General features: G+C 65.8%; 29 protein-coding genes and 1 tRNA gene. 13 read left to right on the top strand and 17 right to left on the bottom strand.

Annotated features, from left to right (window positions below; genetic code table 11):
* From BM252_RS06780 to petA, 12 genes are all read right to left on the bottom strand, one after another.
* Entirely contained in the window at window positions 1–228 is a 228-nt protein-coding gene (locus BM252_RS06780) for a hypothetical protein (protein ID WP_093385414.1), read from the bottom strand.
* Complete coding sequence (locus BM252_RS06775) at window positions 221–454, bottom strand: colicin E3/pyocin S6 family cytotoxin (protein WP_093385411.1); 234 nt, start codon at window positions 452–454, stop codon at window positions 221–223. The genes BM252_RS06780 and BM252_RS06775 overlap by 8 nt, the downstream gene beginning before the upstream one ends.
* A 111-nt stretch (window positions 455–565) precedes the next feature.
* Window positions 566–883, bottom strand: coding sequence for a hypothetical protein (locus tag BM252_RS06770; protein WP_093385914.1), 318 nt, complete (start codon window positions 881–883; stop codon window positions 566–568).
* Between the two features lie 79 nt (window positions 884–962).
* The gene (locus BM252_RS06765) at window positions 963–1964 is read right to left on the bottom strand and encodes a helix-turn-helix domain-containing protein (RefSeq protein ID WP_174900444.1); all 1002 of its coding nucleotides are present in this window, start codon (window positions 1962–1964) and stop codon (window positions 963–965) included.
* Window positions 1965–2086: 122 nt separating this feature from the next.
* Complete coding sequence (locus BM252_RS06760) at window positions 2087–2497, bottom strand: hypothetical protein (protein WP_093385406.1); 411 nt, start codon at window positions 2495–2497, stop codon at window positions 2087–2089.
* Entirely contained in the window at window positions 2494–2937 is a 444-nt protein-coding gene (locus tag BM252_RS06755) for a Panacea domain-containing protein (RefSeq protein WP_174900443.1), read from the bottom strand. The genes BM252_RS06760 and BM252_RS06755 overlap by 4 nt, the downstream gene beginning before the upstream one ends.
* A gap of 230 nt (window positions 2938–3167) precedes the next feature.
* Window positions 3168–3243 (bottom strand) — tRNA-Thr (locus BM252_RS06750).
* 26 nt (window positions 3244–3269) lie between these two features.
* A complete protein-coding gene (locus BM252_RS06745; protein ID WP_093385401.1) occupies window positions 3270–3758 on the bottom strand; it encodes a ClpXP protease specificity-enhancing factor in 489 nt (162 codons plus the stop codon).
* A 111-nt stretch (window positions 3759–3869) separates the two neighbouring features.
* Complete coding sequence (locus BM252_RS06740; RefSeq protein ID WP_017877976.1) at window positions 3870–4481, bottom strand: glutathione S-transferase N-terminal domain-containing protein; 612 nt, start codon at window positions 4479–4481, stop codon at window positions 3870–3872.
* Window positions 4482–4592: 111 nt separating this feature from the next.
* Complete coding sequence (locus BM252_RS06735; RefSeq protein ID WP_093385399.1) at window positions 4593–5357, bottom strand: cytochrome c1; 765 nt, start codon at window positions 5355–5357, stop codon at window positions 4593–4595.
* Between the two features lie 34 nt (window positions 5358–5391).
* Window positions 5392–6804, bottom strand: a complete 1413-nt coding sequence (locus tag BM252_RS06730; protein WP_093385396.1) for a cytochrome b — start codon at window positions 6802–6804, stop codon at window positions 5392–5394.
* A 2-nt stretch (window positions 6805–6806) separates the two neighbouring features.
* The gene (gene petA / locus BM252_RS06725; protein ID WP_093385394.1) at window positions 6807–7415 is read right to left on the bottom strand and encodes a ubiquinol-cytochrome c reductase iron-sulfur subunit; all 609 of its coding nucleotides are present in this window, start codon (window positions 7413–7415) and stop codon (window positions 6807–6809) included.
* A gap of 341 nt (window positions 7416–7756) precedes the next feature.
* Between petA and mscL the strand changes: the two genes are divergently transcribed.
* From mscL to BM252_RS06710, 3 genes are all read left to right on the top strand, one after another.
* Window positions 7757–8179 carry a large conductance mechanosensitive channel protein MscL gene (gene mscL / locus BM252_RS06720; RefSeq protein ID WP_093385391.1) on the top strand — a complete coding sequence of 141 codons (423 nt, stop codon included), beginning with the start codon at window positions 7757–7759 and terminating at the stop codon, window positions 8177–8179.
* Window positions 8180–8209: 30 nt separating this feature from the next.
* Window positions 8210–9376 (top strand): trypsin-like peptidase domain-containing protein, encoded by a 1167-nt coding sequence (locus tag BM252_RS06715; protein WP_093385388.1) that lies wholly within the window; start codon window positions 8210–8212, stop codon window positions 9374–9376.
* 66 nt (window positions 9377–9442) lie between these two features.
* Window positions 9443–10132: a DUF2461 domain-containing protein gene (locus BM252_RS06710; RefSeq protein WP_093385386.1), complete on the top strand. Its 690-nt coding sequence runs from the start codon at window positions 9443–9445 to the stop codon at window positions 10130–10132.
* Between the two features lie 88 nt (window positions 10133–10220).
* Here BM252_RS06710 and BM252_RS06705 read toward each other — a convergent pair whose 3' ends face one another.
* From BM252_RS06705 to BM252_RS06685, 5 genes are all read right to left on the bottom strand, one after another.
* A complete protein-coding gene (locus tag BM252_RS06705; protein WP_093385383.1) occupies window positions 10221–11270 on the bottom strand; it encodes an NAD(P)H-dependent glycerol-3-phosphate dehydrogenase in 1050 nt (349 codons plus the stop codon).
* 56 nt (window positions 11271–11326) lie between these two features.
* A complete protein-coding gene (locus tag BM252_RS06700) occupies window positions 11327–11773 on the bottom strand; it encodes an SH3 domain-containing protein (RefSeq protein ID WP_093385381.1) in 447 nt (148 codons plus the stop codon).
* A gap of 106 nt (window positions 11774–11879) precedes the next feature.
* Entirely contained in the window at window positions 11880–12359 is a 480-nt protein-coding gene (secB, locus tag BM252_RS06695) for a protein-export chaperone SecB (RefSeq protein ID WP_093385378.1), read from the bottom strand.
* Window positions 12360–12516: 157 nt separating this feature from the next.
* Entirely contained in the window at window positions 12517–12777 is a 261-nt protein-coding gene (gene grxC / locus BM252_RS06690) for a glutaredoxin 3 (RefSeq protein ID WP_093385376.1), read from the bottom strand.
* A gap of 16 nt (window positions 12778–12793) precedes the next feature.
* A complete protein-coding gene (locus BM252_RS06685; RefSeq protein ID WP_093385373.1) occupies window positions 12794–13195 on the bottom strand; it encodes a rhodanese-like domain-containing protein in 402 nt (133 codons plus the stop codon).
* 125 nt (window positions 13196–13320) lie between these two features.
* On the opposite strand from BM252_RS06685, the gene gpmA reads away from it, so the two are divergent.
* The 10 genes from gpmA (at window position 13321) to gspK (ending at window position 23401) form a co-directional block, all read left to right on the top strand.
* Entirely contained in the window at window positions 13321–14067 is a 747-nt protein-coding gene (gene gpmA, locus BM252_RS06680; protein WP_093385370.1) for a 2,3-diphosphoglycerate-dependent phosphoglycerate mutase, read from the top strand.
* 48 nt (window positions 14068–14115) lie between these two features.
* Complete coding sequence (locus BM252_RS06675; protein ID WP_093385913.1) at window positions 14116–15615, top strand: murein hydrolase activator EnvC family protein; 1500 nt, start codon at window positions 14116–14118, stop codon at window positions 15613–15615.
* 42 nt (window positions 15616–15657) lie between these two features.
* Complete coding sequence (locus tag BM252_RS06670) at window positions 15658–17202, top strand: S41 family peptidase (RefSeq protein ID WP_093385368.1); 1545 nt, start codon at window positions 15658–15660, stop codon at window positions 17200–17202.
* A gap of 34 nt (window positions 17203–17236) precedes the next feature.
* The gene (locus BM252_RS06665) at window positions 17237–18004 is read left to right on the top strand and encodes a HesA/MoeB/ThiF family protein (RefSeq protein WP_093385365.1); all 768 of its coding nucleotides are present in this window, start codon (window positions 17237–17239) and stop codon (window positions 18002–18004) included.
* 134 nt (window positions 18005–18138) lie between these two features.
* The gene (locus BM252_RS06660) at window positions 18139–20286 is read left to right on the top strand and encodes an amidohydrolase family protein (protein WP_245774132.1); all 2148 of its coding nucleotides are present in this window, start codon (window positions 18139–18141) and stop codon (window positions 20284–20286) included.
* 182 nt (window positions 20287–20468) lie between these two features.
* Window positions 20469–20912 carry a type II secretion system major pseudopilin GspG gene (gene gspG / locus BM252_RS06655; RefSeq protein ID WP_093385360.1) on the top strand — a complete coding sequence of 148 codons (444 nt, stop codon included), beginning with the start codon at window positions 20469–20471 and terminating at the stop codon, window positions 20910–20912.
* A 33-nt stretch (window positions 20913–20945) separates the two neighbouring features.
* The gene (locus BM252_RS06650; RefSeq protein ID WP_093385357.1) at window positions 20946–21422 is read left to right on the top strand and encodes a GspH/FimT family pseudopilin; all 477 of its coding nucleotides are present in this window, start codon (window positions 20946–20948) and stop codon (window positions 21420–21422) included.
* 1 nt (window position 21423) lies between these two features.
* Window positions 21424–21813: a type II secretion system minor pseudopilin GspI gene (gene gspI / locus BM252_RS06645; RefSeq protein WP_093385355.1), complete on the top strand. Its 390-nt coding sequence runs from the start codon at window positions 21424–21426 to the stop codon at window positions 21811–21813.
* Between the two features lie 8 nt (window positions 21814–21821).
* Window positions 21822–22448 carry a PulJ/GspJ family protein gene (locus tag BM252_RS06640; RefSeq protein WP_245774131.1) on the top strand — a complete coding sequence of 209 codons (627 nt, stop codon included), beginning with the start codon at window positions 21822–21824 and terminating at the stop codon, window positions 22446–22448.
* A complete protein-coding gene (gene gspK, locus BM252_RS06635) occupies window positions 22445–23401 on the top strand; it encodes a type II secretion system minor pseudopilin GspK (protein ID WP_093385350.1) in 957 nt (318 codons plus the stop codon). Before BM252_RS06640 ends, gspK begins: the two co-directional genes overlap by 4 nt.
* The last annotated feature ends 27 nt before the right edge of the window (window positions 23402–23428 follow it).

The raw sequence follows: 23428 nt of genomic DNA, 5'->3' as shown, positions 1-23428 counted from the left end.
CTACTTCGTTGCGGGCTGTATGTTTTTCTTCAGCGCGAGGATGGCGTGGATGGCGTCCGCATCCTGCATCCAGGCGGCGTATTCCCGCCGGTCCATGCCGAGGAAATCACGCAGCGTGAGGTTCTGGCCGGCAATGCCGTCGTGCCACTGCGCGACATAATCGTCGATTTGTTCGGGCAATGCCGTGCCGAGCAGGCAGCGCTCCATGAACGTGGCTGTGTTAGACATCGATCTTCCTCCCCCTGACCGCATCCTTGATTTGCTCACCTGAAACGGCGTCGAACGCCCCAAGGTGGTGGCCCCGCAGATTGAAGCCTTCGAGTTCGCCGTGCAAGGAATCCCAAGTGTAATACCGGCTGCGGTCCGGACTCGCCCAGATCTGCTGGCCGCCTTGCACTTTTACCTTATCACAGGTATCGAGAAAGGATGGAGTTGGTTGCGGAATCGGGACCATACAAATCGCAGCGGAAGCAGTCAACGATTTGGCTATGTAGCGATGATGGTAGCGTGATCAGGTCGGCCGGGATGTGGGCCGGGACAAGGTTTGGTGCCGCAGCGGACACGGTCAGCCCGGCTGCCACGTCGGCTGCCCCGGCCTAGGGGCGCCGGCGACCAATAGATGTTTGTGGATTTCGCAAAAGTACTCGCCGTGCCATCCGTAGTGCGGATCATTGCAGATCGAGTACACCACGCCTTTCGGCAGTTCGTTCTTGCGTGTCTTGAAATCATGGGCCAGCGACGCGAGTACCGAACCAGGCTCCGGCCAGTCCGTTCTGATTGGCGGTTCAGATACCGCGTTTCCACGCTCCAGCTCGACATGGAGGATGTGTTGTAGTTCCTGGCATAGGCATCCAGCAGGCGCCGTAAATTGTTTCTTTCCCATGAATTCCCCCAATGCCGTTGGTGTGGAGACTCGCGTTTCCAAGTATCAGCGCAACCCTGCCGGCTCAACTGTCGCCAGACTAGTATTCTGCTGTAGGAAACCGGTCTTCAGTTTGACCAAACGCGGGTTGCATGAGGCGGTCATGCGCCCATACGTTTGCCTCCTTCTCCTCGATCGAGTGGGCGCCATCGCGGCCTGGATCGTCCAGAAACACGGCGGTCTTTTGTTTGCTGAGCAGTAGGATGTGCGCCGCCTGGTGGAAGAGGCTGAACCAGAACTGCTCAGTGGTCTTGCCGAGTGACAGTTGAATCATCGGCCGGTGCGCGTTGAGCCAACGGGCAACGGCGGACACGCGGCTGCGCGGCAGCGCCGCCACCACAACCAAGGTGACACCCGCAGCGTTCAACAGGCTCCGCAGACGCGGGCCGGCCTGCTCCGGTGCTTGCCTCGGCAGCGTTGAAATCTGCCCAAGTGCCTGACGAAAGGACGTCTCGTTGTAGCGCGGGGTATCCATCCGCTCGGCCGCCCGTTCGCCAAGGCGCAGCCATGCCGAGATGGCGGCCACGTCGTCCTGGTCCTCATGGCTGCGCCGAAATGCCGACTGCCTACGCGCGTACTGGCCGTCCCATTGCGCCGGACTGGCCACGCCGAAAAAGGCCAGCAACTCGCCGACCACCTCAGGCTTGCTCTTGCCGACCGGGCGGCCCCTGACGAGCGCGCCCACCTCCATCAATTCCTTGAGCGGGAACAGCTCAAGCCAAGGAATCGCCGCCGCGTTGTGCTCGGCGGCGGCGAGCAGGGCCGCGCGTTCCCGGTACTGCGCCTCGCGGGTCAGCCAGAAGCCGATGGATGCGCCCAGCACGTTCCGCAGACGGATGGCGGCGTCTTCCGTCAGCGACACCTTTTCCTTGATGAGCTGGTTGACGTGCTTGAGCGAAAATCCAAGGCGGTCCGCCAACTGCTGCTGGGTCCAATCGCGTTCGTCGAGCAGGTCGAGCATCGTGTCGCCCGGCGGCGACACCCAGTCCGGCACGAGCGGTGCGCCGTCGAAGACCACGGCCGAGCAGCGGACCGACATCATTGCCAAGTATGGGCAGGGCGAGAGCGTCAGCGCCCTGGCCCGCATGTACGAGGTGTCACGGGCGAATATCTTGGGAGTAGTAAAACCTCAATGATAGCGAACAACGCCCGTCGCTATTACGCCTAACCCTTCATTCGATTGGTGACATACCCGGACATCGCGCTGGAAAGTATGGCACCGCCAAGCAGCGTTTTAAGCGTGCCGATTTGGTCGTCGTTTAGAAAATGCCATGACTCCGGCGTAATCATATGGAATGTAAAAATAAAAATACTCACAATCAAACAGGCCATGACAGACCAGAAGACTATTAGCGTGGCCCGATTGATATGGTTGCGAAAGGTCTGATGGCGGTTGTGCTCTTGCTTATCGGCGTCGGCCTGTAGCGAGCCGTTGGAAATTGCGATAGCCTCCTTGCTTGCTAGCGCATCATTGCCGACTATGTCGTTTGGAGTAAACGAAGACTCGCCGAAGACGGCGTCCGCCTCAGCGGCGGCAGCGTCTTCAGACGCAGTGATATTGTCTTGGGCCGTCACAGTGCGGAATGCGATGGTGCCTTCATGATCGATTCGTAGAAATTCTGAATCAAATCATTAGAAATTGGCGACGAACGTGGCGCGGACGCCCACGTCTGGTACCACGGACTACCTGGCTGATGAGTTGCAGCGGACAGAGTAACCCCGCTCGCCCGGCCATAGTTCTTCGTCACGAAGTCCATTGTGGCAATCTCGTCCGGCGTGAATTGTTCATCTGGCGCATCTATCTGGACAACCGGGCCGCTACCATAGCGCTTAATTGCCTGATATACACTCGGCACAACCGGACCGTATTGCCAAGCCTCTACCGACTCGGGGAAAAGCACGCGACCGTGTTTCCCGAGCATCCAACCCTGAGCGACATAAACCAGCTTGAGCAATTGCATCGGCGTAAGGGTTATTCCCAGATGTGTAGCATTCGCGAGTATTTGCTTCGCCACTGCAACGGCTCTAGACCTTTGGGCAAACATAATTATCTCCAAGTCTTAGGGCGCACTGTATGCATATACAGCATCGTAACAGAGCTTCCGTTTGCATGCCTATTCAATATGCAGCCTTCTGTTGCATTGCGCAAGAGGCTTGTGTATCGAGTTTTCCTAAACAGTGCCTACATGTAGCCAAACAGCAAAAAGCCCAACCTGTTGAGGCTGGGCTAAGTGCTTGATTTTACTGGTGCCGACTGCCGGTTTCGAACTGGCCACCTGATGATTACAAATCAACTGCTCTACCAAATGAGCTAAGTCGGCGAAACTTGTACGGGGCGAATTATACGCTATTTAATTCGCGTGAGGGTGGGCCGGCCGCCCTTTTTGGGCGGCTCGTCGTCGCCCCCGGGGCCGCTGGCAGCCTCGCTTCTGGCCTCGTTCTGGCTGCTCGGCACGGCCGCCAGCGCGGGCGCCGGGGCGCTTTGCTGGGGCGGTTCGGCCTGCTCGCCGGACTTGTCGCCGGCCACCGGCGGCTCGAAGGCCATGCCTTGGCCGTTCTCGTTGGCGTAGATGGCCAGCACGTTGTTGACGGGCACGTAGATCTCGCGCGAGACGCCGCCGAAGCGGGCGTGGAAGCGGATGCTGTCGTTGTCCATCTTCAGGCCGGAGGTGGCGCCGAAGCTGATGTTGAGGACGATTTCGCCCTTTTTCACGTATTCCATGGGAACCGTGGTGCCGGCGTCGACTTTGACGGCCAGATAGGGGGTGTAGCCGCTATCGGTGCACCATTCGTAGATGGCGCGCAGCATGTAGGGCTTGGTTGAGATGTCGGGCATGATCGGTGGGGCTAGTGAGACAAACGCGGCGCGCCGCCGGGGCGGGCGCGCCGATACTTCGAGTGAGGCGGTGCTGCGCCGTGCGGCCGCGCGCGGCGCGGCCGGCATCGCTTAACGGCGCATGACCTTTTCCGACGGCGTCAGCGCTTCGATGTAGGCCGGACGCGAGAAGATGCGTTCGGCGTACTTCATCAGCGGCGCGGCCGTCTTCGACAGTTCGATGCCGTAGTGGTCCAGGCGCCACAGCAGCGGCGCCACGGCCACGTCGAGCATCGAGAACTCGTCGCCCAGCATGTACTTGTTCTTCAGGAACAGCGGCGCCAGCGTCGTCAGGCGGTCGCGGATCTCCGCGCGCGCCTTGTCGTGGCTCTTGTCGTTGCCCTTGGCGCGCTCGGACTCGAGCACGTGGACGTGGACGAACAACTCCTTTTCGAAGTTGAACAGCATCAGGCGGGCGCGCGCGCGCATCAGCGGGTCGGCCGGCATCAGCTGCGGATGCGGGAAGCGCTCGTCGATGTACTCGTTGATGATGTTCGATTCGTACAGGATCAGTTCACGTTCGACCAGGATGGGCACCTGGCCGTAGGGATTCATGGTCGAGATGTCTTCCGGCTTGTTGAACAAGTCGACGTCGCGCACTTCGAAGTCCATGCCTTTTTCAAACAGGACCAGGCGGCAGCGTTGAGAGAATGGGCAGGTTGTGCCCGAATAGAGAACCATCATTTTTATAGTTCCTTAGAAACAAAGGGGGTGAAGCCGCGAACGGATCACCCCAGACCGCACCCGCCAACGCGGGCAACGCAAAACAGGCGCCGGACTGGCCGGCGCCCTCACTTATTTGACTTCTTTCCAGAACGAGGCGTTCAAACGCCACGCCAGCAGGGCGAACAGCGCCAAGAACAGCACCACCGCCACGCCGATGCGCTTGCGGGTCTGCTGGGCCGGCTCGGCCATCCACTCCATGTAGCCAACCAGGTCGGCCACGGCGTTATCATACTCGAGCTTGCTCAACTGGCCCGCTTTGACCTGCTGGAAGCCACCGAACTTGTGGATCTTCTTGCCCGCCTCGTGGGGATCGGCCACCTCGTCGAACTTGGCCGTCTGGATGCCCTGCAGTTCCCACAGCGCGTGCGGCATGGCCACGTTCTCCAGCACCAGGTTGTTCCAGCCGGTCGGCCGCGCCGGGTCCTGGTAGAAGGTGCGCAGGTAGGTGTACAGGTAGTCGCCGCCGCTGCCGGCGCCGGACGACTTGGCCCGCGAGATCACCGACAGGTCGGGCGGCACGGCGCCGAACCAAGCCTTGGCGTCCTTCGCGTTCATGCTGGTGGTCATCATTTCGCCGACCTTCTCGCCGGTGAACAGCAGGTTCTCCTTGATCTGCGCCTCGCTCAGGCCCAGGTCCTTGAGGCGGTTGTAGCGCATCGAGGAGGCGTTGTGGCAGTTCAGGCAGTAGTTGACGAACAGCTTGGCGCCGTGCTGCAGGGCGGCCATGTTGTTCGAGCGGTCGGGCGCCTTGTCGAGCGGATGGCCGCCCTCGTTGGCCAAAGCCAGGCCCGGCAGCAGTGCCAGGATGGCGAGCAATTTCTTAGCAAAATTCATGTGATGTCCTTTGTGTGCTTGAGCAGGTCGTCGATTAGTGCGGATGGAACGTCACGCGATCCGGCACGGTCTTGAACTTGCCCATCGTGCTCCACCATGGCATCAGCAGGAAGAAGCTAAAGTAGATCAGGGTGCACACCTGCGACACCATGGTCTTGGTCTCGGTCGGCGCCTGGGTGCCCAGGTAGCCGAGGATCAGGAACGACACGCCGAACACCAGGTACACATACTTGTGCCAGTGCGGACGGTAGCGGATCGACTTGACCGGCGAGTGGTCCAACCACGGCAGGAAGGCCAGGATCACCACCGAGCCGCCGAAGAAGACCACGCCCCAGAACTTGGCGTCGAGCACCTGCGGCAGCATGCCGACGATGGCCACCAGGGCGACGGCGGCGAAGGCCGTCTTGACCATGCTCGACAGGCGCGACTTGAGCCAGACGAACACCACGTAGGCGGCGACGGCGGCCATCAGCACGTACATGAAGTCGGCGGTGGTGGCGCGCAGCACCGAGTAGAACGGCGTGAAGTACCAGGTCGGCGCGATGTGCAGCGGGGTCTTGAGCGAGTCGCCCGGCAGGAAGTTGTTGTACTCGAGGAAGTAGCCGCCCATTTCCGGCGCGAAGAACACCACCGCGCTGAAGATCAGCAGGAACACCGAGACGCCGAACAGGTCGTGCACCGTGTAGTAGGGGTGCGACGGGATGGAGTCGAGCGGATGGCCGTCGGCGCCCAGGTTTTCCTTCACCTCGATGCCGTCCGGGTTGCCCGAGCCGACTTCGTGCAGCGCGATCAAGTGCGCCGCCACCAGGCCCAGCAGGACCAGCGGGATGGCGATCACGTGGAAGGCGAAGAAGCGGTTCAGCGTGGCGTCGGACACCACGTAGTCGCCACGGATCCACAGCGACAGGTCGGGGCCGATGAAGGGGATGGCGCCGAACAAGTTGACGATCACCTGGGCGCCCCAGTACGACATCTGGCCCCACGGCAGCAGGTAGCCGAAGAAGGCCTCGGCCATCAGGCAGAGGAAGATGGCGAAGCCGAACAGCCAGATCAGCTCACGCGGCTTGCGGTAGGAACCGTACAGCAGGGCGCGCGTCATGTGCAGATAGATGATGATGAAGAAGGCCGAGGCGCCCGTCGAGTGCATGTAGCGCACCAGCCAGCCGGCCGGCACTTCGCGCATGATGTATTCGACCGAGGCGAAGGCCAGGTTGGCGTCCGGCTTGTAGTGCATGGTCAGGAAGATGCCGGTGACGATCTGCAGCACCAGCACCAGCATGGCCAGCGAGCCGAAGATGTACCAGAAGTTGAAGTTTTTCGGGGCGTAGTACTTGCCCCATTGGTCGTTCCACAGCTTGGTCAGCGGGAAGCGGTCATCGACCCAGCCCAGCGCCTTTTGTGCCGCCGGCGCGTCGGCCGGGAATTTGGTTTCTTTGAAAGCCGCCATGATTATGCCTCGCCATTCTGGTCACGACCGATGACCAGCTTGGTCTCGCCGGCGTACATATGGCGTGGCACTTGCAGGTTGTCCGGTGCGGGTTTGTTCTTGAAGACGCGGCCGGCCATGTCGAAGGTCGAACCGTGGCAGGGGCAGAGGAAGCCGCCGGCCCAGTCGTCCGGCAGCGAGGGCTGCGGGCCGGGGGTGAATTTCGACGACGGCGAGCAACCCAGGTGGGTGCAGATGCCGACCGCCACCAGGATTTCCGGTTTGATCGAGCGGTGTTCGTTGCGGGCGTATTCCGGCGTGAACTCCTCCGGGTTGCGCTTGGAGTCCGCGTCGGCGACCTTGCCGTCGGTCTGTTTCAGCGACGCCACCATCTCCGGCGTGCGCTTGAGGATCCAGACCGGCTTGCCGCGCCATTCCACCGTCATCATCTCGCCCGGCTTCAGGTTGGAGATGTCCACTTCCACCGGCGCGCCGGCGGCTTTGGCCCGCTCGGACGGCTGGAAAGTACTTACCAAGGTTCCTGCTGTGGTCAAACCGACCACACCACCCGCCGCGCACGTGGCGACGAGCAGCCCGCGTCGGCCAGAATCGACCTGCTTTTCGTTACTCATACAAACCCCAATCAGTCAAAATGCACAAAATGCAAAACCGTTAAGAAGTGTTAACCGGACTCCTAGCAACCTTAAATTATAGGTGAAGCGTGGTGCGATTTAAAGAAAAAACGTTGCAATGGCCATAATTGGTGCGATTTCCAGGCCTTTTTGCCCTTGAAATTTGACGACTTCGGCCCTACTGACGGACGCCAACTGCGAAATTTGATATAAGTCAAATTTATAACGTAAATTCGCGGCGGAAACGCAAGCGGTTCGGGTGTTTGGATTCTAATTGAAAAAATAGTATGATCCACACGCAAGTTTGTTTACAAAAGACCACAGGTCGTAGGAGTGTATGAATGGCAATGATGCAGGAATTTAAAGAATTCGCCATGAAGGGCAACGTGGTCGACTTGGCCGTCGGCGTGATCATCGGCGGCGCCTTCGGCAAGATCGTCGATTCGCTGGTGCAGGACATCATCATGCCGCCGATCGGCAAGCTGTTCGGCGGCCTCGACTTCGCCAACTACTACCTGCCGCTGAACGGCCAGGACGCGGCGCTGAGCCTGGTCGAGGCGAAGAAGCTGGGCGCGGTGTTTGCATACGGCAACTTCGCCACCATCCTGCTCAACTTCGTCATCCTCGCCTTCATCATCTTCCAAATGGTCCGCCTGATGAACAAGGCGCGCAAGGTCGAGGAGCCGGCCGCCGCCGCGCCGGCCCCGGCCACGCCGGAAGACATCGTGTTGCTGCGCGAGATCCGCGACTCCCTGAAAAAATAAGCCCGGCTCGGGCGCTCTGTTAGCAAGGCTATGCGACGACTCTGGTTATTGTTTGCGCAAACGGTGACCGTCGCCCTGGCGCTGTACTTCGTCTACACGGCGCTGGCGCCGCGGCGCGGTGGCGACGCCGGCGGCGCGCCGGCCAGCCAGCTGCGCCAGCTCGGTGGGCAGAACGGCGCCCAGCTGAGCGAGGCCGTCGGCGGGCCGGCGCCGGCCTCCTACCGCGCCGCCGCCGCGCGCGCCATGCCGGCCGTGGTCAACATCCTGACCAGCAAGGCGCCCAAGCGCGGCAAGCATCCGCTGCTGCCCGACCCCTTCTTCAAGAAATTCTTCGGCGAGCGCGGCGACGACGGCGACGACGACGAGTCCAGCCTCGGCTCGGGCGTGATCGTCAGCCCGCAGGGCTATATATTGACCAACAACCACGTGGTCGAGGCCGCCGACGAGATCGAGGTGGTGCTGGCCGACGGCCGCAAGGCCGCCGCCAGCATCGTCGGCACCGACCCGGAAACCGACCTGGCCGTGATCAAGATCGGCCTGGCCAAGCTGCCGGTGATCGCCCTGGGCCAGGCCGAGCAGGCCCAGGTGGGCGACGTCGTGCTGGCCATCGGCAACCCCTTCGGCGTCGGCCAGACGGTGACGATGGGCATCATCTCCGCCCTCAAGCGCAACAACCTGCACATCAACCACTTCGAGAACTTCATCCAGACCGACGCGGCGATCAACTTCGGCAACTCCGGCGGCGCCCTGATCGACAGCAACGGCAATCTGCTCGGCATCAACTCGGCGATCTACTCGCAGAGCGGCGGCTCGGTCGGCATCGGCTTCGCCATCCCCGTCTCGACCGCCAAGTCGGTGATGGAGGCGATCATCCAGTCGGGCCACGTGGTGCGCGGCTGGATCGGCGTCGAGACGCAGGAGATCACCCCCGAGCTGGCCGACAGCTTCGGCCTGAGCCGGCAGAGCGGCGCCATCATCGCCGGCGTGGTGCGCAACGGCCCGGCCGACCGGGGCGGCATGCGGCCCGGCGACATCCTGCTGACGGTCGAGGGCAAGCCGGTGGCCGACACCAACGAGATGCTCAACCTGATCGCCCAGCTGACGCCGGGCGGAAAAGCTAAAATGACGGTGCTGCGCAAGAGCCGCGAGACCACCCTCGACATCACCGTCGGCAAGCGGCCCGCCGCCACCAAGTAGGCGCCGCGCCGCCGGCCACGCCCCGCCGCGCCCCGACCCGACCATTCCTCCCATCCGGACCACCCCATGCACCTGCGCGACCTGACCCAATTCCTCAAAGAACTGTCCGAAAACAACAACCGTCCCTGGTTCATCATGAACAAGCCGCGCTACGACATCCTGCGCGAGGAGTTCCTCGAGGTGGTGACACAGTTGATCGTCGAGCTGGGCAAGTTCGATCCGGCCGTCAAGTTCTGCAACCCGAAGAAGGCGATGTTCCGCATCAACCGCGACGTCCGCTTCGCCAACGACAAGAGCCCGTACAAGACGCGCTTCTCGGCCGCCATCGCGCCCAACGACATGCGCCGCCCCAGCAAGGCCGGCGGGCCGACCTACTATATGCAGATCGACGGCGCCGGCCACCTGCTGTTCGGCGCCGGCGAGTACATGCCGCCGCCGCCGCGCCTGCGCGCGCTGCGCCAGCACATGGTCGACGACGCCGCCGGCTTCGGCAAGGTGCTGAAGAACAAGCGCCTGCGCGCCACCTTCGGCGACATCCAGAACGAGGGCAAGCTGATGCGTCCGCCCAAGGGCTTCGCCGCCGACGCCGAGCACATCGAGTACATCAAGCTGAAGAGTTTCTTCGTCTGGACCGAGGTCGACTTGAAGTTGAACCAGCCGGAGCTGTTGGTGGGCCAGATCGCCAGCGGCATGCAGGACGCCTTCGCGCTGGTCAGCTGGATGCGCGAGACCAAGGACGAGCCGGTCGAGGAGTAGGCGGCAGCCACCCCGGGGCGCGACTCGGCCGCCGGGGTCGGACCCCGTACGGGGTCCGACCCCTTGCCTGTGGGGGTATGCCGCCGCGCTACTTCGCCGCGCCGGCCGCCATCTCGTCGCGCGGGTCGCGCGCCAGCAGGCGCGCCACCATGGCCTGCGGCAGGTCGCCGTCGAACAGCACGCCGGCCACGGCGTTGGTGATCGGCATGTCGACGCCCAGCTTGCGCGCCAGTTCGCGCACCGCCTTGGCGCAGGGCACGCCCTCGGCCACATGGCCCAGCTCGCCGACGATGGTCGCCAGCGGCTTGCCCTGGGCCAGGCCGAGGCCGACGCGGCGGTTGCGCGACAGGTCGCCGGTGCAGGTCAGAATCAGGTCGCCCATGCCGGTCAGGCCCATGAAGGTCTCGACCTGGCCGCCCAGGGTGCTGCCCAGGCGGGTGATCTCGGCCAGGCCGCGGGTGATCAGCGCGGCGCGCGCGTTCAGGCCCAGGCCCAGGCCGTCGGCCACGCCGGTGGCGATGGCCAGCACGTTTTTCACCGCGCCGCCCACCTCGACGCCGACCAGGTCGGTGCTGGCGTAGACGCGGATGTTGCCGCCGTGCACGGCCGCGACGACGTCCTCGCGCAGCGCCGCCGAGTCCGAGGCGATGGTCAGCGCGCAGGGCAGGCCGCGCGCCACCTCCTGCGCGAACGAGGGGCCGGACAGGGCGCCGCCGGGCACCGCGCCGCCCAGCACCTGCTGGACGATCTGGTGCGGCAGCAGGCCGGTGTCGTACTCGAAACCCTTGCACAGCCAGACGATGTTGGGGATGGCGCGGCCCTTGAGCTGCTCGAGCAGCGGGCGCAGGCCGGCCACCGGGCAGGCGGCGACCAGCAGCGCGCCGGGGCCGTGGGCGTGGGCCAGCGCGGCGGCGAAGTCGGCGCCGACGGCCAGCGCCGGCGGGAAGGGGCAGCCGGGCAGGTAGGCCAGGTTGTCGCGCGCCGCCGCCATCTCGGCCATGACGGCGCCGTTGCGCCCCCACAGCAGGACGTCGTGGCGCTGCGCCAGGGCGATGGCCACGGCGCTGCCCCAGGCGCCGGCGCCGAGCACGGTGATACGGCGGCGGGCGCCGCCTTGCTTCAGGGGGGAGTCAGACATGGTGGTGGTGTGGCGGTGATGGGCGATGGCAACATTGTTGCATATCGCGGGGGCGCCTACAGGCCCCAGACCTCGGTATTTTTCACGTAGCCGACCAGGCCGTCGCGGTGGCGCACCTTGATCCAGGCGGCGCCGTTGGCCGGCTCGGCCAGTTCCAGCAGCACGCCCTTGTCGACGGTGAACACGGCCAGGGCGGCCTCGTCGGCCGTGGCGCGCACCTTGACGCCGGCGCTGCGCACCACCAGGTTGCGTTTGTTGGACAGGCCCTTGGCCTCGGTCCAGGCCAGTTCGCCGCTGAAGTCGCGCACCTTGACCCATTCGCCGTAGGTCAGCACGACCTCCAGCGGGGCGCCGCGCGGCACCACGAACAGCTTGCCGCCCTTGGTCGAGGGGGCGTCGTACAGGATGGCCGGGGCGGCGCCCACCGTCTTGTAGTCGAACGCCTGGCTACCCGCCGCTGCCAGCAAGAGGGTGATGCCTGCGATCAAACGGGGAAATGTCATGGCCTGCCTTGCTCAAGTGAATAAAGCCCGAAGACCGGGGACGGCCTTCGGGCGCGACAGCGCGCAGGGCGCGGCGTGTCGGTACTGCATGCGTACTGCTTGCTGCTTAGTGGGTCGCTGCGCCGTCCGCTGGTGCGGCGGCCTTGGCGGCGTCGGCCACGGCTTGCAGGCGTTGCTGGTAGAACACTTCGAAGTTGATCTCGGCCAGGTGCACTGGTGGGAAGCCGGCGCGGGTGATCACGTCGGCGATGTTGGCACGCAGGTAAGGGTAGACGATGTTCGGGCAACCGATGCCCAGCAGCGGATCGAGTTGCTCGGCAGGAATGTTGCGCGCCTCGAAGATGCCGCCTTGCTTGCCTTCGACCAGGAAGGCGACCTTGTCCTTGATTTTCGCGGTGACGGTGATGGTCACGGTCGACTCGAAGATGCCTTCGGCCAGGGGCTCGGCGCCCACGTCCAGTGCCACTTCGATGGTCGGGGCTTCTTGCTCCAGGAAAATAGCCGGGGAATTCGGTTGTTCCAGCGACATGTCTTTCAGGTAGACGCGTTGGATTTGGAAGACTGGTTGCAGGTTTTCGTCGGACATGGAACGCTTTCGTTATATTGGAAACAGGCGGCGGGGCCGCTCAGGTTGGGGGCTTGCGATGGGCTTTTCGACGGCTCAAATCAAACGCGAGGGCAATTGTATCAAAACCAATATAAATTCAAACTATTTCTACCCTCGCGTCGCTATTTGGTGCCGTTTATCCTTTTAACAAGGGGTCGAGGCCGCCGGCTTGATCGAGCGCATACAAATCGTCGAAACCGCCGACGTGGGTGTCGCCGATGTAGATCTGCGGCACGGTGCGGCGGCCGGTTTTTTCCATCATCAGCACGCGCTGTTCCGGATCGAGGTCGACGCGGATCTTTTCGATCGCGGTCACGCCCTTGGCTTCGAGCAGGCGCTCGGCGCGGACGCAATAGGGGCAAACGGCGGTGCTGTACAGTGTGACGTGGGCGCTCATGGGGTTTTCCTTTGGCTTATTTGGCGATCGGCAGGCCGGCGCTCTTCCAGGCGCTAACGCCGCCCTCGAGGTTGAGCACCTCGGCGAAGCCGGCTTGTTGCAGCTGGTTGGCGGCCTTGGCGGCGCGCGCGCCGCTCTGGCAGACCACGATCACGCTCTTGCTCTTGAACTTGTCGAGCTCACCCATGCGGGTGGCCAGCTCGGCCAGCGGGATGTTCTTGGCGTCGGGCAGGTGGCCGTCGGCGAACTCCTTGGCCTCGCGCACGTCGACAATGGCCGCCTTGCCACGGTTGATCAGCTGCGTCACCTCGAGCGCCGAGGCGCGTTTGCCGCGCTGGGTCAGCAGCGGCCAGAGCAGGGCGCCGCCCGACAACAACACGATGGCGAGGATAAAAATATTGTCAATGAAGAATTTCACGGGGATCCAATGGTTTAAGTCAATGCGCGCATTATAAAATAGAAGCTGGCAGAGTTCTGCAATCGCATTCGTTTGACCGATGTTTGTCCACTAGTTTCCTTAAATCACCTTTTGAAGATTGCCTTATGTATAAAATCGTATTCATGCGCCATGGCGAGTCCACCTGGAACCTGTCGAACCGCTTCACCGGCTGGACCGACGTCGACCTGACCGAGAAGGGCGTGGCCGAGGCCAGCGCCGCCGGCCGCGTGCTCAAGGAGGCCGGCTTCAGCTTCGACCTGGCCTACACCTCGGTGCTCAAGCGCGCCATCCGCACGCTCTGGCTGTCGCTCGACGCGATGGATATGATGTACCTGCCGATCAAGCACGACTGGCGCCTCAACGAGCGCCACTACGGCGCCCTGCAGGGCCTGGACAAGGGCGAGACGGCGGCCAAGTACGGCGACGAGCAGGTGCTGGTGTGGCGCCGCAGCTACGACACGCCGCCGCCGCCGCTGGCCGAGGACGACCCGCGCACCTCCTTCAACGACCCGCGCTACGCCGGCCTGCCGAAGGCCTCGATTCCGCTCACCGAATGCCTGAAGGACACCGTGGCCCGCGTCATGCCGGCCTGGGACGAGGAGATCGCGCCGGCCATCCGCGCCGGCAAGCAGATCCTGATCTCGGCCCACGGCAACAGCCTGCGCGCGCTGATCAAGATGCTCGACGGCATCAGCGACGAGGACATCGTCGGCCTCAACATCCCCAACGGCCAGCCGCTGGTCTACGAGCTCGACGCCGACCTCAAGCCGATCCGCAGCTACTACCTGGGCGACGCCGCCGCCATCGCCGCCGCCCAGGCCGCCGTGGCCAACCAAGGTAAGGCCAAGTAAGTTTTGCCCTTCCTCTCCTCCCGTATCGGCGGCCGCGCTGCGGCCGTTCTGCTGGGCCTGCTGCTGGCGCTCGCCGGCGGCGCCGCCCAGGCCGCGCCCAAGGCCACCGAACGCAGCAAGCAAAAGGCGGTCGCCGAGGCCGAGCGCGCCGGCCTGCAGCAGAAGCTCAGCGCCCTCAAGCGCGACATCAGCCAGACCGAGAGCGCCAAGGACAACGCCGCCGACACGCTGGCCGAGTCCGAGGGGGCGATCTCCAACGCCAACCGGGCGCTGCGCGACCTGGCCGTCGAGCAGGGCGAGACCAACGTCAAGCTGGGCCAGCTGGGCGCCGAGCAGACGCGCCTGGCCGCCACCGTCGAACAACAAAAGAAACAGCTGGCCAAGCTGCTGCGCGAGCAATACGTCGCCGGCAACGAGGACCGCATCAAATTACTGCTGTCGGGCGACAACCCGAACCGCATCAACCGCGACCTGCAGATGATGGCCTATGTCTCGCAGGCGCAGGCGCGCCTGCTCGAGTCGCTGCGCGCCAACCTGCGGGCGGTCGAAACCAACCAGGCCGAGGCGCAGAACGCCAAGGACGAGCTGGCCGAGATCGCCGCCGAGGAATTGCAACAAAAGGCCCTGCTGGAGCAGGAGAAGGGCCGCCGCGCCGCGCTCTTGGCCACCCTGTCGAAGCGCCTGGTGGCGCAGCGCAAGGAGGCCGGCAACGTCGAGCGCGACGAGCAGCGCATGGCCGGTCTGGTCGACAAGCTGGCCAAGCTGATCGAGGAGCAGGCCGCCGCCGCCGCCGCCGAGAAGCGCCGCCTGGAACAGGTGGCCGCCGCCAAGGCCGCCAAGGCCAAGGCCGAGCAGGAGGCGCGCCTGCTGGCGCGCGCCAAGGCGGCCGAGGCCGAGCGCGAACGGCTCGCCCGCCTCAAATCCGACAAGGCCGACAAGGCCGAGCGCAACAAGGCCGGCAGCATCAAGCCGGCGCCGCCGGCCAAGCTCGATCCGATCGACGCCGACGAACCCAAGCTGGCGCACAAGCCGGAGGCGCGGCCCGACACCCGGCCCGACATCCGCCCCGAGCCCAAGCCGGAACCGAAGGAGGAAGCGGTGCGCGCGCCGGCCCGCGCCGCCGACGTGGCGCTGGCCCCGGCCGCGCCGGCCGGCGCCTTCGCCGGCCTGCGCGGCCAGCTGCGCGCGCCGGTGGCCGGCAAGCTGGCGGCCCGCTTCGGCGCCAAGCGCGGCGACGGGCCGAGCTGGAAGGGGGTGTTCATCCGCGCCGCCGAGGGCAGCGACATCCACGCCGTGGCCGGCGGCCGGGTGGTGTTCTCCGAGTGGCTGCGCGGCTTCGGCAACCTGATCATCGTCGACCACGGCGGCCAGTACATGAGCATCTACGGCAACAACCAGAGCCTGCTCAAGCGCGCCGGCGACGTGGTCAAGGGCGGCGAGCCCATCGCCAGCGCGGGAAACAGCGGCGGCAACGAGGAATCGGGTTTATACTTCGAGCTTCGCCACCAGGGCCGGGCGTTCGACCCCGCCACCTGGGTCAAGTTTTAGCAAGCACACCAAGCACAGCATAGCGGAGCGCGGATACACAACATGGGCAACAAAGTCAAAAGCCTGGGCCTGATCGGCCTGGGCATGGTGGCCGGCATCACGGCTTCGCTGCAGTTCTCCGCCAGCGCCCAAAAGGCCGGCGGCCTGCCTTCGCCGCTGCCGCTCGAGGAGTTGCGCCAGCTGTCCGACGTGTTCGGCCTGATCAAGTCCGACTACGTCGAGACGGTCGACGACAAGAAGCTGCTCACCGAGGCCATCAGCGGCATGGTCGCCTCGCTCGACCCGCACTCGGTCTACCTCGACAAGAAGGCCTTCCGCGACATGCGCGAGGCGGTCGCCGGCAAGTTCGTCGGCATCGGCATCGAGGTCGCCATGGAGGACGGCTACATCAAGGTCGTCTCGCCGATCGAGGACTCGCCCGCCTTCAAGGCCGGCATCAAGGCCGGCGACCTGATCACCCGCATCGACGGCGCCGCCATCAAGGGCCTGAACCTGGACGAGGCGGTCAAGAAGATGCGCGGCGAGCCGCACTCCAAGGTGCTGCTCAACATCACCCGCAAGGAGCTCGACAAGCCGCTCACCCTGAGCATCGTGCGCGAGGAGATCCGCGTGCAGAGCGTCAAGGCGAAGATCGTCGAGCCGGGCTACGGCTGGCTGCGCATCGCGCAGTTCCAGGAGCCCACCGTCGAGGACATGGCCAAGAAGCTGGCCGCGCTGTACGCCCAGGAGCCGCATTTGAAGGGCCTGGTGCTGGACCTGCGCAACGACCCGGGCGGCGTGGTGCCGGGCGCGATCGGCGTGGCCGCCGCCTTCCTGCCGAAGGACGCGGTGATCGTCTCGACCAACGGCCAGCTGGCCACCTCGAAGGAGACCTTCTACGGCCGGCGCGAGTTCTACGCCCCCAACAAGGGCGCCGACCCGCTGGCCAAGCTGCCGGCGGCGCTGAAGGACGTGCCGATGGTGGTGCTGGTCAACGCCGGCTCGGCCTCGGCCTCGGAGATCGTCGCCGGCGCGCTGCAGGACTACAAGCGCGCCATCATCATGGGCAGCCAGACCTTCGGCAAGGGCTCGGTGCAGACGTTGCGCCAGCTGACCCCGGACACGGCGGTCAAGCTGACCACGGCGCGTTACTACACGCCGCACAACCGCTCGATCCAGGCCAAGGGCATCGTGCCCGACCTGCTGGTCGACGAGACGGCCGACGGCGACGGCATGAACGGCCTGCGCGTGCGCGAGGCCGACCTGGTGAAGCACCTGAACAACGACGACGACAAGGGCGCGGCAGCACCGGCCAAGGCCGCCGGCAACGACGAGCTGGAGGAGGAGCAGCGCCTGGCCGCCCTGGCGCGCAAACAGAAGCCCTTCGAGTTCGGCGCCAAGGACGACTTCCAGCTGGCCCAGGCCTTGAACCACTTCAAGGGCCTGCCGCTGAAGCTGGCCAAGGCCGAGACGGCGGCGCCGGCCGTCGCCGCCGAAACCAAGCTCGACGGCAAGGCCAGCGCCAAGCCGGCGTCCGCCGCGGCCGCCAAGGCCAAGGCCGAGGTCGAGGCCAAGCCGGCCGACAAGCTCCAGCCGCCGAAAAAATAGCCCGCCATCCGGCGCCGCACCTGCGAACAACGACATGAACGACGCCCAACTGCTGCGCTACTCGCGCCACATCCTGCTCGACGAGATCGGCATCGAGGGCCAGCAAAAGCTGCTGGCCGCGCGCGTGCTGGTGGTCGGCGCCGGCGGCCTCGGCTCGCCGGCCGCCATGTACCTGGCCTCGGCCGGGGTCGGCCGGCTGACCCTGGTCGACGACGACCTGGTCGACCTGACCAACCTGCAGCGCCAGATCGCCCACACCACGGCGCGGGTCGGCCAGCCCAAGGCCGAGTCGGCCCGCGCCACCCTGTTGGCGATCAATCCCGAGATCGAGGTGCTCGCCCTGGTCGAGCGCGCCGACGAGGCGCGCCTGGCCGAGCTGGTGGCGGCGGCCGACGTGGTGCTCGACTGCACCGACAACTTCGCCACCCGCCACGCCGTCAACCGCGCCTGCGTGGCGGCGGCCAAGCCGCTGGTGTCGGGCGCGGTGATCCGCTTCGACGGCCAGGTCAGCGTGTTCGACCCGCGCGGCGGCGCGCAGCCCTGCTACTCCTGCCTGTTCCCGCAGGACCAGCAGTTCGAGGACGTCGCCTGCTCGACCATGGGCGTGTTCGCGCCGCTGGTCGGCGTGGTCGGCGCCATGCAGGCGGCCGAGGCGCTCAAGCTGGTGATGGGCATCGGCCAGTCGCTGGCCGGCCGCCTGCTGCTGCTCGACGGCCTGCACATGGAATGGAACAGCATCGCCATCGGCCGCAACGTCGACTGCCCGGTGTGCGCCGCGCGCGACGCCGCCGACGCTGGCTGAACGGCAAGCCTGACATCTTGGCAAGACCCTGTTAGCATGTCCGACGATCCGACCCCGCCGCGCGCCGTCCGGGGTGGGTCGCCGCATCCGTCGTTCCGTCGTCCCGCGTTGCAATCACCCATAAGGAGATGAATTTGAAGCTGAGCAGACTTCCCGCCCTACCCCTGGCGTTGAGCATGGCCGTCGCGGCCGCCTTCAGTGCGCCGGCCTACGCCGCCGCCACCACCACCACCTTCCTGATCATCGCCGAGAACGGCAAGCAGATCGGCCAGCAGGTGGTCGAGCGCGCCGACGACGGCCTGACCAAGGTGAACTTCATCTACAAGGACAACGGTCGTGGCCCCGAGTTGACGGAACAGTTCCGCCTCGGCGCCGACGGCACCATGACCGACTACGCCGTCAAGGGCAATTCCACCTTCGGCGCCGTGGTCGACGAGCGCTTCGAGCGCAAGGGCGACCTGGCCAGCTGGAAGTCGACCTCCGAGCAGGGCCAGAAGAGCGTCAGCGGCGCCGCCGCCTACGTGCCGCTGAACAGCTCCTTCGAGGTCAGCTCGGCGGCCATCGGCGCGCTGGCGGCGGCGCCGGACGGCAAGCTGGCGCTGCTGCCCTCGGGCACGCTGGCGCAGCGCGTGCTCGACAGCATGGAGGTCAGCAGCGCCGACGGCAAGACGCAGACCGTGCAGCTGCTGGCGCAGACCGGCATCGGCCTGTCGCCCTCGTTCATGTGGGCCACCACGGGCGCCAAGCCGCGCCTGTTCGGCGTCATCATGCCCGGCTTCGCCAACATGCTCGAGCAGGGCTGGCAGGCCAACGTGGCGGCCATGGCCGAGCGCCAGAAGGCCGCCGAGAGCAAGATGCTGACCGACGTCGCCGCCCAGCTGCAGCATCCGCTGCCCGGCCTGACGGTGGTGCGCAACGCCCGCGTGTTCGACAGCGACAAGGCGACCCTGGGCGCGCCGTCCGACGTCTACGTGCTGCGCGGCCGCATCAGCGCCGTGCTGCCGGCCGGCGCGCCGGTGCGCGGCGCCGTCAACGAGATCGACGCCGCCGGCCGCGTGCTGCTGCCCGGCCTGTTCGACATGCACGGCCACGTCGACCGCTGGTCCGGCGCGCTGAACCTGGCGGCCGGCGTCACCAGCGTGCGCGACATGGGCAACGACAACGCCCAGCTGCAGCTGATGCTCGACGAGACGGCCGCCGGCAAGCTGCTGGCGCCGCAGGTGGTGCCGACCGGCTTCCTCGAGGGCGAGAGCCCGTACTCGTCGAACGGCGGCTTCGTCGTCAAGGACCTGGCGCAGGCCAAGAACGCCATCGACTGGTACGCCGAGCACGGCTATCCGCAGCTGAAGATCTACAACTCCTTCCCGCACGCCATCCTCAAGGACACCGTGGCCTACGCCCACGGCCGTGGCATGCGCGTCTCCGGCCACATCCCCGCCGGCCTGCGCGCCCAGCAGGCGATCGACGCCGGCTACGACGAGATCCAGCACATCAACCAGGTGATGCTCAACTTCCTGGTCACGCCGAGCACCGAGACGCGCACCCTGGAACGCTTCATCCTGCCGTCCGAGAAGGTGGCCGGGCTGGACTTCCAGTCCAAGCCGGTCAAGGACTTCGTCGCCACGCTGGCGCGCAAGAAGATCGCCATCGACCCGACCCTGGCCACCTTCGCCTTCCTCAAGCAGCGCGACGGCGACATCAACGAGCCCTTCGCGCCGATCGCCGAGCACATGCCGCCGGACGTGCGGCGCGGCTTCTCGGTCGGCACCATGAAGATCGCCGACGCCGCCACGCTGAAGCGCTACGAGCAGTCCTACGCCAAGATGGTGCAGTTCGTCGGCATCCTGTACCGCGCCGGCGTGCCCATCGTCGCCGGCACCGACGAGCTGGCCGGCTTCACCCTGCAGGCCGAGCTGGCCATGCTGGTCAAGGCCGGCCTGACGCCGGCCCAGGCGCTGCAGGTGGCCACCAAGAACGGCGCCCTCTACACCCGCACCAGCCACGAGCGCGGCAGCATCGCGGCGGGCAAGCTGGCCGACCTGGTGCTGGTCGACGGCGACCCGACCCGCGACATCGCCGACGTGCGCAAGGTGGCGGCGGTGATCACCCGTGGCTACCTGGTGTATCCGCACGAGATCGACGCCGCGCTGGGCATCGTCCCCTTCGTCAAGGACGCGCCGCAGTTGAAGGCGCTGGCGCCGGTGTCGAGCAAGCACGCCGCCGCCGGCGGCAACGAGGGCGCGCTGGGCCGTGTCAACGGCATCGCCCGCAAGCGCGACTAGGCGTGGCCGGGGCTCCGCGTCACGTAATTGTCATAAAAACGGCTAAATTGGCGCCATGTTGGCGCCATTAAGCCGTCTTTAAGAGTGCGCGCCGCAAAATACATGTCACACCTTGGCCGCTGCGGCGGTTCGGCCTTATACTCTCCCCTCATTTCAATTCAATCATCATTGCCGCCCCTCCTATGAAAAAACTGTCTATTCCACGTCGTGTCGCGCGCGGCTTTACGCTGATCGAAATCATGGTGGTGGTGGTCATCATGGGCGTGCTGGCCGCGTTGGTGGTGCCCAAGCTGCTCAGCCGCACGGGCGAGTCGAAGATCGCCGCCGCCAAGGTCGACATCTCGACCGTCATGCAGGCGCTCAAGCTCTACAAGCTGGACAACCAGCGCTATCCGACCACCGAGCAGGGCCTGCAGGCGCTGCTGAGCAAGCCGAGCACCGGCCCGGCGGCCAACGGCTGGAAGGCCGGCGGCTATTTGGAGAAGATGCCGAAGGACCCGTGGGGCTACCCCTACCAGTTCCTCTCGCCTGGCGTCAAAGGCGAGGTCGACGTGTTCTCGCTGGGCGCCGACGGCCAGCCGGGCGGCAGCGGCGACGACGCCGACATCGGCTCCTGGGACATCTAAGCCCCCCGCGCCGTCGAGCGGAACCTGTCCACCATGCGCACCGGCCTTCGCAACGGCCGCCAGCGGGCCTTCACGCTGATCGAGCTGCTGGTCGTGATGGTCATCTTCGGCGTCACGCTGGGGCTGGTCTCGCTCAACGCGCTGCCCAGCCAGCAGCAGTCGCTGCAGCAGGAGGCGCAACGCATCGCGCTGCTGCTGCAACTGGCGCGTGACGAGGCCATCGTGCGCAACCGCCTGATCGCCTTCGAGGCCGAGCCGGAGCGCTACCGCTTCCTGATCCGCAACGAGCAGCGGTGGCAGCCGGCGCAGGACGACCTGCTGCGCGAGCGCAGCTTCAAGCACGGCCCGCTCAACCTGCTGCTCGACCCGCCCAGCGGCCTGCCCGGCGCGCCGCTGCGCATTACCTTCGGCCGCGAGCCGGTCGACAAGCCCTTCGTGCTGACCCTGGCCGGCGACAAGGGCAGCGTGGCTATCCGCGCCGACGGCGTCGGCCACTTCAGCGTCGACTGATATGCGAGTTCACCCCCATCCGTCCGGCCGCCGCGCGCGCGGCTTCACCCTGCTCGAAGTGCTGGTGGCGCTGGTCATCGTCGGCACCGCGTTGGGCGCCTCGCTGCGCGCCGTCGGCAGCCTGACGCAGAACAGCGACGGCCTGCGCGCCGCCATGATGGCCACCTGGTCGGCCGAGAACCGGCTGGTGCAGATCCGCCTCGACAAGGTGTTCCCGGCGGTGGGCAAGCAGAGCTTCGCCTGCCCGCAGGGCGACATGCAGCTGGTCTGCGAGCAGGAGGTCATCGTCAGCCCCAACCCGCGCCTGCGCCGGGTCGAGGTCAGCGTGTACGACCAGGCCCAACCCGAGCGCCGCATCATCAAGCTGGTGCAACTGGTGCTGAACCAATGAGGCCGGCCATGCGCACATTGCCGCGCCGGGCCGGCTTCACGCTGGTCGAACTGCTGGTGGCGATCTCCATCCTGGCCATCGTCGCCGTGCTGGGCTGGCGCGGCCTGGACGGCATCATCCGCTCGCGCCAGGCGCTGACCGCGCAGATGGAGCAGACCCGCGGCATGCAGCTGACCTTCGCCCAGATGCAGAGCGACGGCGAGCACCTGGCCGACGCCGTCCTGCTGCGCAACCGCGCCAACCTGCTGGCGCAGAACGACCGCCTGACCCTGGTGCGCACCGTGCTGGCCGAGAACGAGCCGTCGCGCCTGCAAGTGGTGTCCTACCGCGTCAAGGACGGCGTGCTGACGCGGCGCGAGTCGAACGGCACGCGCGAGCTGACCGAGCTGGACGCTTTGTGGCAGGCCGCACTGGGCGACGCCGAGCCGGCGCCGGCGGTGACGCTGCAAACGGCGGTGGCCGGCATCACGCTGCGGCTGTGGCAGAACGGCGGCTGGCAATCGACCAGCACCGGCGCCCAGCAGACCGCGCCGGTCCCGCTGGTCAACACCGGCCCGACCAGCCTGGAGGTGACGCTGGTGTTGGCGGGCCAGCAGACCGGCATGGTCAAGAGCTTCCTGCTGGGGGGCCTATGAGCGCGCCCCGGCGGACGCCGCGCCCGGCGCGCCAGCGCGGCGTGGCCGTCATCACGGCGCTGCTGCTGACCACGCTGGCGGTGACCATCGTCGCCAGCCTGTTCTGGCAGCAGCAGGTGCAAGTGCGCTCGATGGAGAACCAGCGCTTGCACCTGCAAACCAAATGGATCTTGCGCGGCGCGCTGGACTGGACCCGGCTGATCCTGCGCCAGGACGGCCAGGACCACGGCGGCTACACCTGGGACCAGGACGTCTGGGCCACGCCGCTGGCCGAGACGCGGCTCGACGATTACGTCGAGCGCGAGCGGGTCGACGGCGAAAAGTACGACGCCACCCTGTCGGGCCAGATCATCGACGCCCAGTCGCGTTACAATCTCGCCAACCTGGCGGACAAGAAGCAGGCCAATCCGGCCCAGGTCGCCGTGTTCGCCCGTTTGCTGCAGAACCTGCAGCTCAACCCCGCGCTGGCGCAGGCGGTGGCCGACGAGGTGGCGGCCGGCCAGTCGCCGGCCTTGACGAGTACGCCGGCGGGCGGCGGCAGGGAGACCATGGCGCCGCTGCGGGTCGAGGATCTGCTGGCGGTGCCGGGCTTCACGCCGCAGACGGTGGAGCGGCTGCGCGACCTGGTGGTGGTGCTGCCGGCGCAGACCGTGATCAATCTGAACACCGCGCCGGCCGAGGTGATCGCCGCGCTGATACCGAATTTTTCGCTGGCCGAGGCGACCGCGCTGGTCAATGCCCGCAAGCGGGCGGCGTTCAAGGACAAAGGCAGCTTCAAGGCCTTGCTGGGCGGGCGCGACGTGCCGGCCGGCGTGACGACCGACTTCAAGAGCGACTACTTCCTGGTGCGCAGCCGGGTGCGGCTGGACCGCGCCGCGCTGGACGCCGAGGCGCTGATCTGGCGCCAGCCCGGCCTGCTGAAGACCGACGTGTTGTGGATACGCGAATACTGAGATGGCGATGAACGAAAGCGAGACCCT

The organism is Rugamonas rubra (assembly GCF_900114705.1).
Taxonomy (GTDB): domain Bacteria; phylum Pseudomonadota; class Gammaproteobacteria; order Burkholderiales; family Burkholderiaceae_D; genus Rugamonas; species Rugamonas rubra.
The sequence above is the reverse complement of the archived record's forward strand: the minus strand, read 5'-3'. Positions and strand labels throughout refer to the sequence as shown.

Excerpts from the sequence above, each read along its gene's own strand:
- gspK (WP_093385350.1), top strand. The coding sequence starts at position 22,445 with ATGAGCGCGCCCCGGCGGACGCCGCGCCCGGCGCGCCAGCGCGGCGTG.
- BM252_RS06705 (WP_093385383.1), bottom strand. The coding sequence starts at position 11,270 with ATGTCTGACTCCCCCCTGAAGCAAGGCGGCGCCCGCCGCCGTATCACC.
- gspG (WP_093385360.1), top strand. The coding sequence starts at position 20,469 with ATGAAAAAACTGTCTATTCCACGTCGTGTCGCGCGCGGCTTTACGCTG.
- BM252_RS06700 (WP_093385381.1), bottom strand. The coding sequence starts at position 11,773 with ATGACATTTCCCCGTTTGATCGCAGGCATCACCCTCTTGCTGGCAGCG.
- mscL (WP_093385391.1), top strand. The coding sequence starts at position 7,757 with ATGGCAATGATGCAGGAATTTAAAGAATTCGCCATGAAGGGCAACGTG.
- BM252_RS06745 (WP_093385401.1), bottom strand. The coding sequence starts at position 3,758 with ATGCCCGACATCTCAACCAAGCCCTACATGCTGCGCGCCATCTACGAA.
- grxC (WP_093385376.1), bottom strand. The coding sequence starts at position 12,777 with ATGAGCGCCCACGTCACACTGTACAGCACCGCCGTTTGCCCCTATTGC.
- gspI (WP_093385355.1), top strand. The coding sequence starts at position 21,424 with ATGCGAGTTCACCCCCATCCGTCCGGCCGCCGCGCGCGCGGCTTCACC.
- BM252_RS06715 (WP_093385388.1), top strand. The coding sequence starts at position 8,210 with ATGCGACGACTCTGGTTATTGTTTGCGCAAACGGTGACCGTCGCCCTG.
- BM252_RS06670 (WP_093385368.1), top strand. The coding sequence starts at position 15,658 with ATGGGCAACAAAGTCAAAAGCCTGGGCCTGATCGGCCTGGGCATGGTG.
- gpmA (WP_093385370.1), top strand. The coding sequence starts at position 13,321 with ATGTATAAAATCGTATTCATGCGCCATGGCGAGTCCACCTGGAACCTG.
- BM252_RS06770 (WP_093385914.1), bottom strand. The coding sequence starts at position 883 with ATGGGAAAGAAACAATTTACGGCGCCTGCTGGATGCCTATGCCAGGAA.
- secB (WP_093385378.1), bottom strand. The coding sequence starts at position 12,359 with ATGTCCGACGAAAACCTGCAACCAGTCTTCCAAATCCAACGCGTCTAC.
- BM252_RS06710 (WP_093385386.1), top strand. The coding sequence starts at position 9,443 with ATGCACCTGCGCGACCTGACCCAATTCCTCAAAGAACTGTCCGAAAAC.
- BM252_RS06780 (WP_093385414.1), bottom strand. The coding sequence starts at position 228 with ATGTCTAACACAGCCACGTTCATGGAGCGCTGCCTGCTCGGCACGGCA.
- BM252_RS06650 (WP_093385357.1), top strand. The coding sequence starts at position 20,946 with ATGCGCACCGGCCTTCGCAACGGCCGCCAGCGGGCCTTCACGCTGATC.
- BM252_RS06740 (WP_017877976.1), bottom strand. The coding sequence starts at position 4,481 with ATGATGGTTCTCTATTCGGGCACAACCTGCCCATTCTCTCAACGCTGC.
- petA (WP_093385394.1), bottom strand. The coding sequence starts at position 7,415 with ATGAGTAACGAAAAGCAGGTCGATTCTGGCCGACGCGGGCTGCTCGTC.
- BM252_RS06640 (WP_245774131.1), top strand. The coding sequence starts at position 21,822 with ATGCGCACATTGCCGCGCCGGGCCGGCTTCACGCTGGTCGAACTGCTG.
- BM252_RS06665 (WP_093385365.1), top strand. The coding sequence starts at position 17,237 with ATGAACGACGCCCAACTGCTGCGCTACTCGCGCCACATCCTGCTCGAC.
- BM252_RS06765 (WP_174900444.1), bottom strand. The coding sequence starts at position 1,964 with ATGATGTCGGTCCGCTGCTCGGCCGTGGTCTTCGACGGCGCACCGCTC.
- BM252_RS06735 (WP_093385399.1), bottom strand. The coding sequence starts at position 5,357 with ATGAATTTTGCTAAGAAATTGCTCGCCATCCTGGCACTGCTGCCGGGC.
- BM252_RS06730 (WP_093385396.1), bottom strand. The coding sequence starts at position 6,804 with ATGGCGGCTTTCAAAGAAACCAAATTCCCGGCCGACGCGCCGGCGGCA.
- BM252_RS06775 (WP_093385411.1), bottom strand. The coding sequence starts at position 454 with ATGGTCCCGATTCCGCAACCAACTCCATCCTTTCTCGATACCTGTGAT.